Source organism: Nitrospira sp., assembly GCA_035968315.1.
Lineage (GTDB): Bacteria > Nitrospirota > Nitrospiria > Nitrospirales > Nitrospiraceae > Nitrospira_D.
Genome location: JAVYIN010000007.1, coordinates 44,222 through 61,795, shown reverse-complemented (window position 1 = coordinate 61,795; position 17,574 = coordinate 44,222). Strand labels below are relative to the sequence as shown.

The 17,574-nt window shown below is 59.1% G+C and carries 16 protein-coding genes; 9 read left to right on the top strand and 7 right to left on the bottom strand.

Translation table 11 applies throughout. The annotated features are described in order from the left end of the window. Nucleotides 1-34: 34 nt before the first annotated feature. A complete protein-coding gene (locus RI101_10060; protein MEC4890391.1) occupies nucleotides 35-1,393 on the bottom strand; it encodes a cytochrome c3 family protein in 1,359 nt (452 codons plus the stop codon). A 270-nt stretch (nucleotides 1,394-1,663) separates the two neighbouring features. Between RI101_10060 and RI101_10055 the strand changes: the two genes are divergently transcribed. The 4 genes from RI101_10055 (at nucleotide 1,664) to RI101_10040 (ending at nucleotide 6,821) form a co-directional block, all read left to right on the top strand. Then, nucleotides 1,664-1,798, top strand: coding sequence for a hypothetical protein (locus tag RI101_10055; GenBank protein ID MEC4890390.1), 135 nt, complete (start codon nucleotides 1,664-1,666; stop codon nucleotides 1,796-1,798). 470 nt (nucleotides 1,799-2,268) lie between these two features. Continuing rightward, nucleotides 2,269-3,195 (top strand): hypothetical protein, encoded by a 927-nt coding sequence (locus RI101_10050; protein MEC4890389.1) that lies wholly within the window; start codon nucleotides 2,269-2,271, stop codon nucleotides 3,193-3,195. Between the two features lie 15 nt (nucleotides 3,196-3,210). Continuing rightward, nucleotides 3,211-5,202, top strand: a complete 1,992-nt coding sequence (locus RI101_10045) for a hypothetical protein (GenBank protein MEC4890388.1) — start codon at nucleotides 3,211-3,213, stop codon at nucleotides 5,200-5,202. A 38-nt stretch (nucleotides 5,203-5,240) separates the two neighbouring features. After that, entirely contained in the window at nucleotides 5,241-6,821 is a 1,581-nt protein-coding gene (locus tag RI101_10040) for a hypothetical protein (protein MEC4890387.1), read from the top strand. Here the strand turns inward: RI101_10040 and RI101_10035 are convergent. Then, the gene (locus RI101_10035) at nucleotides 6,816-8,093 is read right to left on the bottom strand and encodes an NAD(P)/FAD-dependent oxidoreductase (GenBank protein MEC4890386.1); all 1,278 of its coding nucleotides are present in this window, start codon (nucleotides 8,091-8,093) and stop codon (nucleotides 6,816-6,818) included. The two genes, RI101_10040 and RI101_10035, sit on opposite strands and share 6 nt — an antisense overlap. Nucleotides 8,094-8,190: 97 nt before the next feature. Here RI101_10035 and RI101_10030 point away from each other — a divergent pair, with 97 nt between their 5' ends. After that, nucleotides 8,191-8,361: a hypothetical protein gene (locus RI101_10030; protein MEC4890385.1), complete on the top strand. Its 171-nt coding sequence runs from the start codon at nucleotides 8,191-8,193 to the stop codon at nucleotides 8,359-8,361. An 86-nt stretch (nucleotides 8,362-8,447) separates the two neighbouring features. On the opposite strand, the gene xth is transcribed toward RI101_10030, so the two are convergent. Both xth and RI101_10020 read right to left on the bottom strand, forming a co-directional pair. After that, a complete protein-coding gene (gene xth, locus RI101_10025; protein MEC4890384.1) occupies nucleotides 8,448-9,227 on the bottom strand; it encodes an exodeoxyribonuclease III in 780 nt (259 codons plus the stop codon). A 144-nt stretch (nucleotides 9,228-9,371) separates the two neighbouring features. Next, complete coding sequence (locus tag RI101_10020) at nucleotides 9,372-9,752, bottom strand: hypothetical protein (protein MEC4890383.1); 381 nt, start codon at nucleotides 9,750-9,752, stop codon at nucleotides 9,372-9,374. Between the two features lie 178 nt (nucleotides 9,753-9,930). Here RI101_10020 and RI101_10015 point away from each other — a divergent pair, with 178 nt between their 5' ends. Further along, nucleotides 9,931-11,007: a cytochrome c peroxidase gene (locus RI101_10015; GenBank protein ID MEC4890382.1), complete on the top strand. Its 1,077-nt coding sequence runs from the start codon at nucleotides 9,931-9,933 to the stop codon at nucleotides 11,005-11,007. Nucleotides 11,008-11,082: 75 nt separating this feature from the next. Here the strand turns inward: RI101_10015 and RI101_10010 are convergent, their stop codons facing one another. Beyond that, entirely contained in the window at nucleotides 11,083-11,910 is an 828-nt protein-coding gene (locus tag RI101_10010) for a mechanosensitive ion channel (protein MEC4890381.1), read from the bottom strand. 115 nt (nucleotides 11,911-12,025) lie between these two features. Between RI101_10010 and RI101_10005 the strand changes: the two genes are divergently transcribed. From RI101_10005 to RI101_09995, 3 genes are all read left to right on the top strand, one after another. Then, nucleotides 12,026-13,567 carry an HDOD domain-containing protein gene (locus RI101_10005; GenBank protein ID MEC4890380.1) on the top strand — a complete coding sequence of 514 codons (1,542 nt, stop codon included), beginning with the start codon at nucleotides 12,026-12,028 and terminating at the stop codon, nucleotides 13,565-13,567. A gap of 146 nt (nucleotides 13,568-13,713) precedes the next feature. Then, entirely contained in the window at nucleotides 13,714-15,255 is a 1,542-nt protein-coding gene (locus tag RI101_10000; protein MEC4890379.1) for an HDOD domain-containing protein, read from the top strand. Between the two features lie 85 nt (nucleotides 15,256-15,340). Next, nucleotides 15,341-16,876: an HDOD domain-containing protein gene (locus tag RI101_09995; protein ID MEC4890378.1), complete on the top strand. Its 1,536-nt coding sequence runs from the start codon at nucleotides 15,341-15,343 to the stop codon at nucleotides 16,874-16,876. A 23-nt stretch (nucleotides 16,877-16,899) separates the two neighbouring features. On the opposite strand, the gene RI101_09990 is transcribed toward RI101_09995, so the two are convergent. Together RI101_09990 and RI101_09985 are read right to left on the bottom strand one after the other, a co-directional pair. After that, nucleotides 16,900-17,322: a hypothetical protein gene (locus tag RI101_09990; protein ID MEC4890377.1), complete on the bottom strand. Its 423-nt coding sequence runs from the start codon at nucleotides 17,320-17,322 to the stop codon at nucleotides 16,900-16,902. Continuing rightward, on the bottom strand, nucleotides 17,319-17,555 hold the full coding sequence (locus tag RI101_09985) for a hypothetical protein (GenBank protein ID MEC4890376.1): 237 nt from the start codon (nucleotides 17,553-17,555) through the stop codon (nucleotides 17,319-17,321). Before RI101_09985 ends, RI101_09990 begins: the two co-directional genes overlap by 4 nt. Nucleotides 17,556-17,574: the final 19 nt, after the last annotated feature.

Below are 17,574 nucleotides of genomic sequence, written 5' to 3'. Positions count from 1 at the left end.
GAGGCTCCCTCTCTGGAAGCCTCTCCCTGGAAATTTAGAAGCTACCGGTAGGTCGATGTTGTCCCGTACGGCTCGTCTTGATTTTGGTAAAGGTCGAGTCCGTATATAAATGACAACTGCCCGAACAATCTTTGAGCTCCGTGACCGTGTAGTAGATAACGGGTGAGTCAACCTTCTTATGAGCCGTCGGCTTAAAATCACCGGCGTGACATCCCGCGCAGTCTGGTTTGTAGGCGGCATATTTCCATGCAATCGCTTCGTTATTCGTCGTATGACAGGCGCTGCAGAGTACGCCAGACCGATGCGCCTTGTAATAGGGAGAGAGATGCGTGTAGGCCGTGACCGGCGTCCACGCCGTGGTATTCCCATGACACTTGTTGCACGCTTGCGTCGTGATAAAATGGCTGCCGGATTTGCCTGTCGCTAACGTTCCGTTGTGACAGTTGGCGCAGGGCGTCGCCGTCACCACCGTGTGGTTCATCGTCGCCGGCCGCCAGCCGGTTGTCCGGTGGCAGCTGTCGCAGGAGATCCCTAGATTGGTCCCCCCTTTGTGATTCGCCGGGATCCCCGTCGAGGTCACGCCATGACAGGTATTACAGGTGCCCGGCGTCACCCCCGTATGATTGAACGTTGCCGGAATCCACGCTGTCGTCGTGTGACAGGTATTGCAGGCGCCCGGGGTCATCCCGCCCTTGTGCCCGGCCGGGATGCCCCGCGCCAGCGTATTGTTGTGGCAGGTTGAGCAGGGCGTCGCCGTCACCACCGTGTGGTTCATCGTCGCCGGCCGCCACCCGGTTGTCCGGTGGCAGCTGTCGCAGGTCAATGCCGTATTAGTGCCGCCTTTGTGGGAAACGGGTATGCCCGTCGCTGTTCTGCCATGACACGTCGCACAGGTGCCTGGCACCACGCCCACATGGTTCATCGTCGCCGGAATCCACGCCACGGTCGAGTGACAACTGTTGCAGGTCCCCGGCGTCATCCCCGCCCTATGGCCGGCAGGAATCCCACGGGCCAGCGTATTGTTGTGGCAGGTTGAGCAGGGCGTTGCCGCCACCACCGTGTGGTTCATCGTCGCCGGCCGCCACCCGGTTGTCCGGTGGCAGCTGTCGCAGGCAATGGCTACATTCGTCCCACCTTTGTGGGTAACAGGAATGCCGGTCGCATTTCTTCCGTGACAGGTGGCACAGGTGCCCGGAACAACACCGGAGTGATTGTAACCGCTCGATACCAGCACCCAATTCGCTCCACCCAGTCTGTGACAGCTGTCGCACGAAGCCGTCGTGGACATGTGTGTGGCCGGCTTCCCACGAGCCTGCACTCCGTTATGACAGGTGGCGCAACTGCCTGGCACCACCCCGAGATGCTTAAAGGCCGCGCCGATCCATCCCACCATTCGATGGCAGCTGTCGCACGACATGGCTGTCGGAATATGGGTCGCAGGCTTTCCTTGAACAATACTGTTGTTATGACACTTCGAGCAGGTGCCCGGCGCAATGCCATTATGGGTAAAGAACGCTGGTTTCCAGTTCGTGGTCCTGTGACAGCTATTACAATTCACCGTGGTGGGCAGGTGGTTCGCGGGCTTAAATGTGGACGTGACTCGTCCACCAGGTGAATGGCATTGCATACACTGTGTCGGCGTTCCACGAAAGATGCCTTGCAGGTGACAGCGCTGACACTGGACCTGCGCATGGCCGCCGGTCAGGGGAAATCCCGTTGCGCCATGATCGATTTCTACATCCGTACGGTTGCTCCCCTGTGCCTCTGCCCCGCCCGGCTGCATAAGGCCCGCCAATAAGAGAAACGCGCCCAGAACCAGGACAATTCCGGGCCATTTTCTGGCTTCCTTGGGGCTTTGTTGCTGTCCGTTCATAAGCTCCATACAGGCCAATGAGGCTGAACGATTGAGAATGCTTGCCGATTTACTATGTTGGGAATATTATCCCACTAGCGCGCAGCAAGATAAATGAATGGGAAATCAATCCCAAATGTGCTTACGCAAAGGGCGTACCATTCCAATCGATCCTCTAAAACATTGAATTGATGCACGAGACGCGACTACACCCGGTACGACAAGCAGGTGAAGCTATACGATTTCTGAACAAGATGTTCCCTCGCCCCTACACCATGCGGCGAGAGAGTCTCTTTCCTTGCTCAGAAACGGGAATCGGTGGAGGGACGGCGCGAGAGTTGCTTGCTTACGGGGGAACCCGTGTCCCTTCTACTTCACAGCCTGTGATAGGCACCCTGCACGAGGAATGACAGAGCATGGCCGTTGCCGAACCCATCAGAAAACCACTGCCACGATCGATTGACTCCTCTCGCCCGCCAACAGAGCCTGAATCCAGGCCTGACAGAAACTCGACACCTGATGGCCTCTCCCTTCTCAACCCGCTGCTGGCCTTGGTCGTGTTGAGCCTCTTGGCCTGGCTCGCTTATAAAGTCGCCACCGGCAAGTATTACACCCCGCGCTCCGCTTTCGGTTTTTACTTGGGCGTCGGCGGATCCGTCACGATGCTGGCCATGCTTTTGTATCCTTTGCGGAAGCATGTGCGAGCCCTGCATCGATGGGGGGCGCTGAAGAATTGGTTTCGCTGGCATATGATCATGGGCATCGCGGGCCCTGCGCTCATTCTCTTTCACTCCACGTTTCATTTGCGGTCGCTGAATGCCACCATCGCGCTCATCAGCATGCTCATCATGGTTGCCAGCGGGGTGATCGGGCGCTTTGTGTATACCAAGATCCACTATGGCTTGTATGGCCGTCGCGCGACGCTGGAACGAGTGCAGCAGGAATTCGCCTGCCAGGCCGATGACATGCGGTCTCGTTTTCATAGGGCTCCACGGGTGGAACAATGGCTCACGGCCTTTGAGCGCGAGGCCAATCATGTGGAACGGTCCGCCATCACGATGTGGTGGTCTGTGGCCGCGCTCGGGTGGAAACGGCGTCTGTGCTCCTTCCGCTGCGGGAAAGAGTTGCGATCGATTTTAGGACGTGAACGATCGGCCGAATTTCCTGGAGGCGCGCAGGACGCGCTGCACCTCGCCAACCGCTATCTCCGGGAAGCCGAGCGAGTCGCTGAGTTCACCACCTACGAGCGCATTTTCTCGCTCTGGCATATCCTCCACATTCCACTGATTTATCTCCTCGCGGCGAGCACGATCTTTCATATCATCGCCGTGTACATGTATTGACCCGGACCATTACCCGTGCAGGCTTGCATTCGCCACATTCTCATTCTGACCCTGGGACTCTGGGCGGTCCTCTGCGGTGACGCATGGGCCGATACGGTCGAAACTGCCCTCATGCCGGGCCAGGTGATCGAGGGCCATGCCAAATGGGAAGAAGACTGCACTAAATGCCACAAGCGGTTCGATAAAGCGGCTCAAACCACGCTCTGCCTCGAGTGCCACAAAGACGTGCGGAAGGATGTCGACGCCAAACAAGGATTGCACGGGCGATTCCAAGAACAACGGGCCTGCAAAGACTGCCATACAGAGCACAAAGGCCGGACGGAGAATATCGCCCCGATGACCGAACAGACGTTCGATCATGAGCGGACGGATTTCCGGCTCAGAGGCGCCCATGCCAATGCCAAGAAAGTCGAATGCAAGTCCTGCCACAAATCCAAGACCAAGTATCGCGAGGCCCCATCAGACTGCTTCGGCTGCCATAAGAAGGACGACCAGCACAACGGGAAAGCCGGAACGGCGTGCAACAACTGCCACACGGACCTGCAATGGAAAGACATCCGGTTCGACCACGACAAGACCCGCTACAAACTTCGCAACAAACATGCGGAAGTCGCCTGCAAGGACTGCCATGCCAACAACCGCTATAAAGACACGCCCTTAGACTGTTACTCCTGCCATAAGAAGGACGACAAGCATAAAGGGAAGGCGGGACCGGGATGTGCCGATTGTCATGCCGATCGGAATTGGAAAGAGATTCGGTTCGATCACGACACAACCCGGTATAAACTCCGTAACAAGCACGCGGAGGTCGCCTGCAAAGACTGCCATGCGAACGACCGCTATCAAAACACCCCGCTAGACTGCTATTCGTGCCATAAGAAGGACGACAAGCACAAAGGGCAGGAAGGCACCAAATGCGAGGAGTGCCACAACGACCGGTCGTGGAAGAAAGCTCCGTTTGACCACAATAAATCGCGCTTCCCCTTGATGGGAAAGCATGCGGCCGTGGAATGCAAGGAGTGCCACCTGACGCCGGCGTTTAAAGATACCCCGCTTGATTGTTACGCTTGTCACAAGAAAGACGACACACACAAAGGAGCCTACGGAGAGAAATGTGCCGCCTGTCATGCGGAGAGTGACTGGAAGACCATCACCTTCGACCACGACTTACACACACGCTATCCTCTGCGTGGACGACATCTCGCTACGAAATGCGAGTCCTGTCATAAGGGGCACCTGTACAAAGACAAGACCCCGACCGATTGCGCGACCTGCCACAAGAAAGACGACCCACACAAAGGGCGGTATGGCGACCGCTGTGAGCGCTGTCACACGGAACGCGAGTGGAACATCCTGCTCTTTACGCACGATCGGGATACCGCATATCTCCTGAAAGGCTATCATCGTAAGACGAAATGTGACCGGTGCCATACCGGCATGCTCTACAAAGACAAGACCCCGACCAATTGCGCGGCCTGCCATAAGAAAGACGACGTCCACCGGTCGAACTTCGGCGAGACATGCGACAAGTGCCATGGTGAGCAGACTTGGAAAGCGATCGCCTTCGACCATGACCGCGACACCACATACCCCCTCCTCGGCAGGCACCGCACAACAGCCTGCGAGAGTTGCCACACCGGCCGCCTCTATAAGGACAAGACACCGGCCGCCTGCTATGCCTGCCACAAGAGCGAAGATGTCCACCGGCGCAAATTGGGGACAGAATGCCAGGACTGCCACAGCCTGCGGGACTGGAAATTGTGGGACTTCGACCACAATCGCAGGACGACCTTCAAACTGGATGGCGGACACAAAGGGCTCGACTGTTATGCCTGCCATACGGAGCGCATGGATAAGAAAGTGAAATCCTCGTCGGCCTGTGTCAGCTGTCACAAGAAGGACGACAAACACGAAGGCAGTTTTGGCTCGCAATGTGAGCGCTGCCATGAAACAACGTTGTGGAAAACGATGAAACCGGGCACCGGAGTCTTTCGCGGCCGGCCGTGATGACGCGCGACCTGTGACGGAACTGAAGGAACGATCACGTGAGGTATCAACGCAATATCACTTCTACGCTCACCCTTCTTGCCGTGGCGTTGCTGCTCTTTGTCGGATACCAGGTCTGGCTGAAGCCCGCCTACCTCGATCCCAAACCGGCTGCAGACCCTGCGTCAACGACAACATCCGCATCACCAACGTCAGCGCTGACCTTCCCAGGCCAGCAGAAGAATCCGACCTGGGATGTACCGGCATCCCGATTGGTCGAACTTGGTCCGGCGCCGGATTCGACGCTCGAGAAGATTCGCGACGAACTCGACAGGGGCAATTACGGTGGCGTCGAGCCGCAGCTGAAAGCCCTCTCCCACAAGAAACTCACACACGTGCCAACGCGGCAATACATTGCAGGCCTCTGGAACAATCTCGGCATCCAGCAGGAAAAGTTCGGCGGCACCGCCCTCTCCGTCAAGGCCTTTAAGCAGGCGGTTTCCTGGGATCCCTCCAATCCCCTGGCGCACCTCAACCTCACCCAGGCCTACTGGGAGCTGCGTGATCCGGCCATGACGCCGCAGTTCTTGGAAACCGTCATTCGCCTCGCCCCACAAGACCCGTTTCCCCATCTTGCGCTCGCCGACCTTCTGCTGGCTAAGGGAAATGCCAGTCTGGCGGCGAAACACCTGGATCTGGTTCGTACACGAGCGGAACGCGATCCCAACAATCAGTCGTACTTGCGAAAGTTGCTCGCCAAGATTCCCAAGAGTGAACTAGTAACCACTGCGGCGGCACAAACCGTCCAGCCCCCGCCCTCCACACAGCCGGACAACGCTCGAACGACTGCGGCTTCGTCCGTTCCCGTCATGGCTTCGAACACAGCCAGCCGCACACCCACCGCCACGGTACCGTCTCCTGCGACACCACCACCCCAGCCTCCCCGGTCAAGCACGGCTCATTTCATCATTCAATTCGATGGACCTGCGGACCAGACCATCGGGACACAGATGCGCGCGATTCTGGAATATGCCCACGACGAACTGACACAGAAATTCGGACATGTCCCATCGAAACCCATCACCGTCGTGCTCCATACCGCTCAAAAATTTGCCAGCACGGCAGGCACTCCGGCATGGGCCGATACCCTCTTCGACCGCTCATCGGGAACCATTCACCTTCCCACGCAGGGAGCCCTTGAAGATTTGGCCATCCTTAGCCGCATCGCCCGTCACGAATTTGTCCATGCCTTGCTCTTCGAGCATGTCAAAGGTGCCGTTGCCGCCGTGCCCCATTGGCTCCTCGAAGGCCTGGCCCTGCAACTCACGGAAGACCCGTGGCCAGACCTCGACGAAGGCGGACAGCAAGCCGGCGCGTTCGTTCCCTTACCGTCATTACAAGGAGAGTGGATCCAGCTGACGGACGACGCTCGTCAGAGCGCCTATCGTGAAGCCCGATCAGCCACACAGCATCTTCTCGACCGCTACAGCATGTATGGAGTACGCCAGGTCATCAATGTGCTGGCAACCGGACAGGCGATCGACGCCGCGATGCAGCAGAAGCTCTCAGTGTCCTATGACCAGTTTCAACGCCAATGGGAACAGACCTACCGCTCATCGATGACGCCGAGCCGCTCATGACCGCTCGCTCATGGCAGCCTGTCCCGCCAGCCGGCCCGTCGTCCAGGCCCATTGAAAGTTGAAGCCCCCGATGCGGCCGTCGCAGTCGAGAATCTCTCCGACAAAATAGAGTCCCGGCACCAGCTTGGATTCCATCGTCCGAAAGTTGACCTCTTCGAGCGGCACTCCGCCGGCCGTGACTTCGGCATAGTTCCATCCGCGATCCTGCACGATGGGAAAGGGAAACTTCGTCAGCAGAGGGAGAAGATGGTCTCGATCTTTCCGTGGCAATTGAGCGCTAGCGATCTGGCCGTCGCAGCCCGCGTACTGGATGAGGGATTCGGCAAATCGTTGGGGAAGCCGTTGGGCCAGCGTCTTGACCAGTGAGCGTCGGGGGTGCTCCCGCGTCTGCTCGATGAACCATTCCCGCACATCCTCTTGTGTGTGACCCGGGAAAAAGTTGCCGTAGACCGCCACTGGATCTTTCTGCTCGCGAGCCAGACACCAGAAGCGGCTGGCATCCATCACGACCGGCCCGCTGATGCCGAAGTGCGTCCAGAGCAAGCTCCCCGTTCGTGCATCAACGAGTTTCCCGTTCACCATTGTTGTTAGCTCGACCTCCTGGGAGAGGCCGGAAAGGTTTTTCTGAAACATGCGGTCATCCAGCACAAGTGGAACCAGCGCAGGAACGGTCGGCGTGACATGATGTCCTAGCTGTCGGGCGAGTTCGTAGCCAAATCCATCGCTCCCCGACTTCGGGATAGACCGGCCTCCGGTGGCCAGAATCACCTTCTTCGCAAAGAGGGTTCCCTGCCCATGATGAATCGCAAACCCCTCGTCCGCTCCCGACCTGCGCTCAATGCGCTCGACTCGATGGTTCGGACACATGCTCACACCGAGCGCGCGGCACTGCTCGACCAGCGCATGGAGAACGGTTCTGGCTTTATCGGTCACGGGAAAGAGCTTGCCGGTCTCTTCACGCTTGAGTTCGACGCCCATGGAGGCAAACCACTGGATCGTCTCCTCGACAGAACACGCGGCGAGAACGTTCTTGATGATGCGCCGATTCCCAAAGAAGTCGTTTGGCGACACTTCATCGTGCGTGACGTTACAGCGGCCGCCTCCGGAGACCAAGATCTTGGCCCCGAGGGTCTTCGCGCCATCCAGCAGTACGATGCGGCGTGGATCAGAACGTGGCGCAGCCTCCCCGGCGAAAATGGCCGCAGCCAAACCGGCGGCACCGGCCCCGACGATCGCGACATCGCACTGTTGAAAATGTTCGAGATTAGACACTTTTAACTACCCGTTAACATGGAATTAATCTGGCGATGTTACGTTCCTTCCCGTATGTCGCAATTCCCGCGACTGATTGCAGCAGGAGGTAGATCCCATGACCTGTCAAAAATGTAAAGGCCTGATGATAGAAGAAGAGCAGCCGGAATTGGCGCCCACGGCGGTCATCCATCGGTGCATCAACTGTGGACTCGTCCTCGATCCGTTGATTCAGAAGAATCGACTCGGCGCCCGGCGTGGAAAAGAAACTTTCGTGCATGCGGCATAAGGGAGGAAGTCTGATCTGATCCCATCCGGTGGTACGGACGACTTCCGTAGCCCCGGATCGGGCGGGTGTGGGCGTCGCGCGTGCGGTTAGATCGAAAACTCTGCCCAGAGAAACGTATGGTCTGAAGGGTCTTTCGCTCGCCGCGGCTCGACGTCCACGTCAACCCTCACACATTTCTCCGCCAGCGGCGCCGTCGCCAGAATATGATCGATGCGCCACCCCTTATTCGCCTCCAGTGAACTCGGCGCCCGGTAATCCCAAAACGTATACTGCCGCCGGTCCGGATAGAGCTTCACAAATACATCCTCGAATCCCCACGCCAGAGTCTTCTCGTAGGCTTTTCTGGCATCTTCGTGATAACAGACGTGCTTGAGGTGCTTCTCCGGGCTGTGGACGTCGATCGGCCGCGGCGCCACATTCATGTCGCCGCACCAGATCGCGGGCTGCGAGGGAGAGAGATGTTGCGCGAAATACGTTCGCAGCCGGTCATACCATCCCAATTTGTATTGATACTTGGGTGAATCGATCTCATACCCCTGCGGCACATAGGTGTTGATGATTGGAATCCCGTCGATCACCACGCGCAGCAGCCGCGCATCCTCCACCTCTCCTCCGTCGTCGAATCCGTGGAACACGGCCTCCGGCTTCTTCCGGCTCAGGATTGCCACACCGTTGTATGATTTCATGCCGCGAAACGTGATCTCATAACCTGACGGGGCCAGCGCCAGGAGTGGAAACTCGCTGTCCTGCACTTTCGTTTCCTGAAGGCAGAGCACGTCGGGCTTCTGCTGGTCGAGCCAGTCCAGCACGATCGGGAGGCGCTTGCGCAGGGAATTGACGTTGAAGGTTGCAATTTTCATAGGCATGAGCGGTCTTGCCGGGCGGGGATGCTACCAGATGTGTGCCGACGGAACAAGCGCGCCCGGCGGACTCATCTTGCGTGGGCCTCACATAACAACGGCCGCCGGCGGAAAGCCGGAGGCCGTTGAGAACCATTCGGAGCGAGTCCGTTACTTACCCAGGCCGCCGAACGCGTCCTTCAATTCCTGACCGGTCGCTTTCATCTCCTGGCCGGCGGCCTTCATCTCTTCTCCCTGAGCCTTCACCGCGTCGTGCTTTGCCTTGGCCTGGTCCTTTGCGGCATCTGCCTTACCCTTTACCTCATCACGGCGGGCCTTCGCCTTCCCTTTCACTTCGTCTTTCTTCGCCTTGATATCGGCTTTCATCTGTTCTTTATCCGCCTTGATCTTATCCCCCTCAGCCTTCAGATCACTTTTCATCTGATCTTTCATGGCCCCGAGTTCACTCTTCACTGGATCATCCGCCAGCACAAAGGACGCCGTCCCCACCAGAGACAATGCCGCCACGGTCGCGATCAGTATGTTTCGCATGACACCCTCCTGAATACCGAGTTGATCAACAAAAGAATGTTCCCTAGGCGCAGATCCGCATATCCTGCCTTGGAATGAGACTAGAGTCAAATTCCTCTATTATGATAATCCATTGAACTGCTCACATCGATCTCGCTACATTACGATCCTGGGATTCACGCTCGAAAGGAGATATCCAATGCGCGCACATACGCAATCCCTCACGATACTCGCAGGGGGACTCCTGTTCATGGGCGCAAGCCTCCTGCTCTCGCTTGATTCGACGCAAGCCGACGCCGCACCGGGTTCCGCCTCAGATTCGCCCTACCTCCTGCCGCAAATCCAAGGCTTGGAGGATCCAAACGGATTTGTCCCGGCCGAGAACCCGCTCACCGCTCGAAAAGTCGAACTCGGCCGGCTGCTATTTTTCGACAAGCGCCTGTCGAAAAACGACACCATCGCCTGCGCGAGCTGCCACTTGCCGAGCAAAGGATTCACAGACGGCAAACCCGTCTCGACCGGCATCAACGGACTAAAAGGCGGCCGGAGCGCGCCGCCGTCGCTGAACCGCGTCTTCAGCAAGGGCCAGTTTTGGGACGGGCGGGCAGACACTCTGGAAGCCCAATCCATCGGGCCATTTGTGAGCCCGGTGGAGCACGGATTCATCAATCACGATGACATGGTGGCCAAGATGAAGAAGATCGCCGGCTACCGGACATTGTTCCAGGAGGTGTTCGGGCACGACATCGTCATCGAAGACGTCGGCAACGCCATTGCGACCTTCCAACGGACGGTCTTGTCAGGCAACAGTGCCGTGGACAAATTCGACCTCGGCGGAGACGAGAAGGCCTTGTCCGAATCGGCACGCCGCGGTCTTGAATTATTCCGAGGAAAAGCCCGCTGCACACGCTGCCATTCAGGATTCAATTTTACCGATGAGAAGTTTCACAATCTCGGCATCGGGTGGGATACCAACACGGTCGATCTCGGCCGCTACATGGTGACAAAGAATCCGGAGGACATCGGAGCCTTTAAAACACCGACCTTGCGGGAGATCGCCCGCACCGCGCCCTATATGCACGACGGGCGATTCAACACGCTCGAAGAAGTGGTGCGGTTCTACAACCAGGGCGGGATCAAGAATCCCCATCAGGACAACACGATCATCCCGCTCGAACTCACCGAGCAAGAGCAACAAGACGTCGTCGCCATGCTCAAGTCACTCAACGGAGAAGGCTGGCAGCACGTAACCGCGCCCAAATCCTTTCCGAAGTAAGGGTTCAGTCGGTGGCGGCGACCGATCAACGGGTCTCGCGCGGGAGTTGCACGGGGCCCGCTCTCCATTTCCGATCTACGGCGTGGCCATGTCCAGGAGATACCGCCGGAGAATCGCCTGCTCCACGCGGGACCGGCCCCGATCGGGCGCGGGAAACCGAAGCACCAGATGGATGCGGCCAGGCTCATCCAGCTGAATCGTAATGCGCGGCTCCGGCGAGGGCGCTTCCAGCAGATTCGTTTGTTCGAGCAATTTCATCTGCCGGGCCGCCTCCTCCATAAACGGTCCGCATTCCATCTTAGCCACCGCCAGCAACGTCCGTTCCGCTTTCCGCCAATCGTCCTCCGCCTTGAGCGGCACGATCAGGGTATATAAACCATACTCTTGTTCCGGATTTTCTTTGACCAGCGCGTTCGTGAGCAGCAGGCTGTTGGGAAAGCTGGTCACGCGTCCCGTATACAAATGGGTCGCCTGGCCGGGGCCGATCTCCAACAGTTTGGTCGCAAAGACATCATGGTCCAGCACCACACCCCGGCACCCGGCAATCTGAATCCGGTCGCCAACCGCATAGAGCTTGCTCCCGACACGCAGGGCCGCGCCGCTCCAGCAAAGAATCAACTCCTTCGTCGCCAGGACCAAGGCGGCCGCGAGCGCCACCAATGACACGGCAAAGGCCTGCAGTTCATGCGCCCAAATGACCACCAGTCCGAGCAGAAACACGAAGACCATCGAGTTTCTGGTCGTCACCACCCAGCGGCGCTTCGCCTCCATCGACAAGGCCGGATTGCGCGACAGCCATCGCACCACCAGCGTCCGCGTCAGCACGATCGAGACCAGAAGGATGAGGGACTTGAGCCCGTCCAAAATCACAGAGCTATCGACACTCATCCAGCCGCTTTGCATCTCCACCTCCTTTGAACCAGCCGATCCGCCCCACGACCATGAGTCTATCGTTTCATCTTAAGTCTATCCATAATTGACCGATAGAGAAACTGGTTCACATTCTATGGGAGATGCCATGTCCGCACCAGTTATCATGGGCGACTCCGCCTTGATCGATTCGATCCGGCCGCAGCTTCACGAACAGCTTCAGCCGTTATTTGAGCAGAAAAACCCCTGTTTACCCGCTCTTCAAGCGACGTGCCGCAAGATTCTGGAGCTCATGGAAACCACCTCCAGCGCGGAAACCTTTGCGCAGCAGATCCGCCGGGACCCTGGACTCACCTGCAAAGTGCTCCAAATTTCGAACAGCATCGCCTATAGCCCGCAACAGACGATCGAGTCCGTTTCGCACGCCGTCAGCTGGCTCGGCCTCGACACCGTCCGGTCCCTGGTGGTGGCCGCCCATTTAGTGGATCAATTGAAGCACCTGCCGAACAGCCAGCGCACATTGGAAACCATCATTGCCCGATCGCTCCTCGCCGCCACCTACGCCGGAGAATTGGGAGCCGCACTGGCGTATCCCTCTCCCGGACAATTGTTCACCGGCGCCTTGCTGCATTCCATCGGCGATTTGGCCATCGCCTATCAAGCGCCAGACCTCCATCAGGCCTTGCGCGCCATTCCACTGGTCAACACATCGCCGGAGGAACGCGCGACGGCCGAACGGCGCGTGATCGGAGTCCCGCGTCTCACCTTGGCGCGGGCGCTCGCCAGTCTGTGGAACCTGCCGGAACAAGTAGTCGGGCTCTTCAGCCTCACCACCCACGAGATGCCGCGCGGCCGATGGCTCAGCAGCCCGCAAACCTATCAAGGAATGGTGCTGGGTTCCACCAGGCTGGTTGAAGCCATGACCAGCCCGGGTTCCCGGACAGCCATCGACGAAGCCAAGCGCACACTGCTCGAGGGCAGCGGCCTTCCCCCCGGCCGCTTCGCAGAAGTCTTGACCCTGGCCGCCGACCGCGGACGCCAATTGACCCGCTCCATGGGGCTCGCCACGGGACTCCCGGAGAATAGCGACCGGCCGGCTAATCGCCAGTCTATCCAGACCGACCCCGGTTCGCCGGATGCCGCGTCCGTGAGTGCAAGAAGCGCCCTGCCCATCCACGCCAATCCGCTCAAATCGCTGCAGGCCTTTCAGGAATCGCTGCAAGAGATCAAGGATTTGAACAAGCTCTTGGGAACCCTCTCTCAAGCGCTCCAGCGTGACGTCGGGTTCACGCGTGTCGGCTTGGCCCTCCTCAATCCTCACGACAGCGATCAGCTCGTCGGACGGCTGGCATTGGGAGTCTCTCCGCTGGCGCCCTATCTTCAAGCGCTGTCCGGTTCGCTCAGCCAGGAACACGCTTTTTTTCTCAGCATCCTCAAACGATTTGACCCTCTGCTTGCCGAAGACATGGCGCGGGAGGCCGGCAACTCGCTTGCGAAATCGTTTCTCGATACCTGGGCGCCCACCGCCGCGATTCTGGCTCCGCTCCGTGTCGGGACAAAACCCATCGGGTTGATCTATTGCGATCACGGCGCCCAGGCGCCGCCCCCGCTGCCCCAGGACTATCAAGCGTTCCTGCTGTACTTTACACAGACGACGCTCGGGATCAATCGCCTGGCCGGTCTGATGTAGCCGCACACAACCCGAGCTGACCGTCCGATGAACAGCCCCCCCTGCACGCCGATGGCAAGCGAAAACAGCGGTGTTCTGCTTGTTGTCCGTTAAGGTTTATTCCCTACCGTCCGATACAGTCCGTGACATTCTCTCAAGGAGTTCGCATGTCCTCATCCTCCCTGTCATCGGAAGTCGGCATTGCCACAACACTGAAACCCCGGCTCCATCAGGCCTTGCAACCCCTCTGCGATGAATCCACCCCTTGTCTGCCGGCGCTGGAGAAAACCTGCCAGAAAATCCTGACGCTCACGGGCGAGCTCACGGGCGCGGATCAACTGGGCCGCTTGATCAGCCGCGATCCCGCCCTCACCTGCAAAGTGCTCCAGATCGCCAACAGCATCGCCTATAGCCCGCAACAAGTCATCACCTCCGTTCCCCATGCCGTCAGCTGGCTGGGACTGGATACGGTCCGGTCGATCGTGACGGCCGCCCAGCTGGTTGAACAACTGAACCAATGGCCGGCTCGCCAGCACATCGTCAGCGGGGTGATCGCGCGCGCGCTGGTCGCCGCCGTTCACGCATCCGAATTAGGAACCGCCATTGAGTACCACTCACCCAGCCAGCTCTTTAGTGCGGCGTTGCTCTATTCGGTCGGCGATCTGGCCGTGTCCAATCAAGCGCCGGACCTCTATGTGTCGCTCCGCAACCTTGCCCAGACACACCGGACACCAGCCGCTCGAGATCTCGAAGAAACCACCCTCCTCGGCGTTCCCCGCCTCCGGCTGTCACAAGCACTCGCACAACTGTGGGGCCTCCCTCCATTCGTAATCGACCTGTTCTCCACAGAAGCGGAAAAGCCCGAGGGCCGCTGGCAAACCAGCAATCAGATATTCAAGGGACTCGTGACGGGATCAGCGGCATTGATTGAGGCCATGACCGGCCCCGCCGGCCCCCTAGCGGTAGAATCGGCAAAACGCGCCCTGCTATCCGGCACCGGATTGCCACCTCAACTGTTTGGAGATCTGCTGGTGCGTGCGCTCGACCGGGGAAAGCAATTGGTCCTGTCCGCCGGACTGTCGTTCGATCTGTGGAGCGACGCCACGGAACCGATGGCCGACCGTTCCGCTCAGACCCCATCCTCGGCAACCGCCGGCACGGACAACACGCCGCACCGGGGACCCTCCGCGATCGAAACCAACCCCATGGAAACGCTGCAGGCGCTTCAAGCGGCGTTGCGGGAGACGAAAGATCTCAATACCTTGCTGGGCACGCTGGTGCGCGCACTGCACCGGGACGGAGGGTTTGCGCGTGTCGCCCTCGCCCTGCTCAACCCGAATGACAGCGATCAGCTGATTGGCCGGCTGCTCCTGGGCGTGGAACAACCGGCCCCGTACCTCGGGAGCCTCTCCGGGTCATTGACCAAAGAGCATCCGTATTTCTTGAGTTTAGTGAAACGCGCCGAACCCTCCCTGGTCGAAGATTTCTCCAAACCGATGAGCCACGCCGTCAGCCCAGATTTTCTTCGCGTTTGGGCTCCCAGCTCTGCCATCATTGCCCCTCTCCGGGTCGGAACCAGGCCGATCGGCATGATTTATGGGGATAACGGTCCTGCGCCGGGACGGGTGCTGTCCAAAGACCTTCAGGCCTTTCAACTGTTCTTCAGTCAGACCACCCTCAGCATGAACCGCTTGGCCGGAGTGCTGTAGCGCAGGGCGGCGGGTAGGCCCGCCCGTTAAGATTCGTGCGGTTCCTCCGATACAATTAACGGCGGCCTTATCCATCAGGAGTGCTATGTCCCTGTCCTCTGCATTTTCGGTTTCAGCGCTGGCGACATCCCTCCAGCCTCGCCTGCCGCGCGTGCTCCAGCCGCTCTGCAGCCAGGCGAGTCCGGACTTGCCGGCTCTGGAACAGACCTGCCAAAAGGTTCTCAGCCTCACCGTCGGATCGGCAACCGCCGATCGCCTGAGCCAATTGATCAGCCGTGACCCCGCCCTCACCTGCAAAGTGCTCCAGGTGGCAAACAGCATCGCCTACAGCCCGCAACAACCGATTACCTCGATTCCCCATGCCGTCACCTGGCTTGGGCATAACACTGTGCGCCGCCTGGTCGACGGGGCTCATCTCGTTGAGCACCTTCACCACCGGCCGGCCCACAGGCAGATTGTCAACGGCGTCCTGGCCAGGGCCCTGGCCGCGTCTGCCTGTGCCATGGAGCTCGGCATGGCGATTCGCTATGCCAATCAAAACCAAATCTTTACCTGCACCTTGCTCTATACGGTCGGGGATCTGGCCATTGCGAATCAGAGTCCGGAGATTTTCCAGTCTCTTCGACAACTGGCTTTTGAATCCGACTCACCGGCGGCCCGCGTGGCCAAAGAACAGGCCCTTCTCGGCATGCCCAAACTGCGCTTGGCTCAAGCCCTGGCCCAGATGTGGTCTTTACCGCCGGACCTCGTGGAACTCTTCGCCGCCGCGCCGGAACGGCTGCCCCTACGCTGGCATACGGATCACCAGAAATTGCGAGGGATCGCGGAAGGAGCGTCGGCCCTGATCGAAGCCTCGACCGGTCCTGCCCGAGCTGCAGATATGGACAATCTCAAGCAGCGTCTCCAATTCGGCCTCGGATTACTCGACGAGCCGTTTGCCGATTTGATCGCCCATGCGTTGCACCGCAGCTGCCAATTCGTCGCCCACACCTCCGGTTTGTCCCTGGAGGGGCTTGACGGAATCGAAATGGCCGCCCCCTCCCGATCTGCGGAATCGTCCCATTTTTTCGCAGCCCCATCCGCCGAGCGCGCGCCCGCAGCCATCACAACCAATCCTCAGGACACGCTCCAGGCCTTGCACCTTGCACTCGACGAGGCCAAGGATCCGATCGCATTGCTTGACATGCTGGTAAGACGGCTCCATCGCGACGGGGGATTCGGACGGGTCGCCTTGGCGCTCGTGCAGGAGAAAAACCGCGATGAATTGACGGGACGGCTCATCCTGGGCGTGAAGGACCCGATTCCCTACCTCTCAACCTTCTCGGGATCGCTTGAACAGGATCACCCCTTTTTCCGGCCTGTGATAGAAGGAATGGAAGCCGTGCTGGTCGATGATTTCACCACCCCGTTGGGCAAGCCGATCAATCCCGCCTTCCTGCACGTCTGGAACCCCGGATCAGCGATCATGGCGCCGCTGCATCTCGGCGCGCGCCCAATCGGCCTGGTGTTGTGTGACCACGGGCCTGTCCCCCACAAAGTGGACCCGAACGATCTTCGGACATTTCAATTGTTCTACCAACCGACCATCGCCTGCCTGAACCGGCTGGCGGAAGTCCTCTGATAGGGAAAAAGAGAGCGCAGGGACTAGTGAGGCAGGAGCGTGTCGCGGGTACCGGGCACACATTCGTCCCGCTTCCAGGACTTTAAGATTTTCTGCTCGTTGAAAATAAGCGTATAGCGGTAACAATACAGCGTGGGTTTCGGCGCCTCGCCGGCCTTCGTCATCAAGGCGCTGACAGACTGTGACGCCTCGCCGAACATCGAGGGATCAAGCTCCTTGTCGCTCATGGGAACCCGGTAGGTCCAGACCGTATCCCCGCCCAACGCCGGAGCCTTCGCCGTGTGCGGCGCCCCGAACTGTTCACGAATCTCCTCCTGGGTTAGCCGGTCCACCCCCTTCTTGAAGTAGGTGTCCCGCCACGGCGCGCCACAGGCGGCAAGGCCGAGCGCCAGCACGACGACCACTCCGCAGAGCCCGCGCCTGATCCAGCTACCATGCCGCGTCATGATTGGGAATTGATCTGCTGCATGCGCTTGATCGAGCAATACAACGCGTAGCCTTGCGCCAGCATGCCGGTTACCAGCAACCCGAGCGCCGTCGGCATCCAACTCGTCTCCGGATGATCGAGCCCCTGCATGCCGCAGACAAAACCCAGCGCGATCGCCACAATCCCCACCGCCCGGGCGATCATCGCATTCGTGCGCCATTGCTTGAGAGCCGCATCGTGTTCGGACATCATACGCGTACGCTACACCGGA

Excerpts from the sequence above, each read along its gene's own strand:
- RI101_10060 (MEC4890391.1), bottom strand. The coding sequence starts at position 1,393 with ATGGTGGGATGGATCGGCGCGGCCTTTAAGCATCTCGGGGTGGTGCCA.
- RI101_10050 (MEC4890389.1), top strand. The coding sequence starts at position 2,269 with ATGGCCGTTGCCGAACCCATCAGAAAACCACTGCCACGATCGATTGAC.
- RI101_10030 (MEC4890385.1), top strand. The coding sequence starts at position 8,191 with ATGACCTGTCAAAAATGTAAAGGCCTGATGATAGAAGAAGAGCAGCCG.
- xth (MEC4890384.1), bottom strand. The coding sequence starts at position 9,227 with ATGCCTATGAAAATTGCAACCTTCAACGTCAATTCCCTGCGCAAGCGC.
- RI101_10020 (MEC4890383.1), bottom strand. The coding sequence starts at position 9,752 with ATGCGAAACATACTGATCGCGACCGTGGCGGCATTGTCTCTGGTGGGG.
- RI101_10015 (MEC4890382.1), top strand. The coding sequence starts at position 9,931 with ATGCGCGCACATACGCAATCCCTCACGATACTCGCAGGGGGACTCCTG.
- RI101_10010 (MEC4890381.1), bottom strand. The coding sequence starts at position 11,910 with ATGCAAAGCGGCTGGATGAGTGTCGATAGCTCTGTGATTTTGGACGGG.
- RI101_10005 (MEC4890380.1), top strand. The coding sequence starts at position 12,026 with ATGTCCGCACCAGTTATCATGGGCGACTCCGCCTTGATCGATTCGATC.
- RI101_10000 (MEC4890379.1), top strand. The coding sequence starts at position 13,714 with ATGTCCTCATCCTCCCTGTCATCGGAAGTCGGCATTGCCACAACACTG.
- RI101_09995 (MEC4890378.1), top strand. The coding sequence starts at position 15,341 with ATGTCCCTGTCCTCTGCATTTTCGGTTTCAGCGCTGGCGACATCCCTC.
- RI101_09990 (MEC4890377.1), bottom strand. The coding sequence starts at position 17,322 with ATGACGCGGCATGGTAGCTGGATCAGGCGCGGGCTCTGCGGAGTGGTC.
- RI101_09985 (MEC4890376.1), bottom strand. The coding sequence starts at position 17,555 with ATGATGTCCGAACACGATGCGGCTCTCAAGCAATGGCGCACGAATGCG.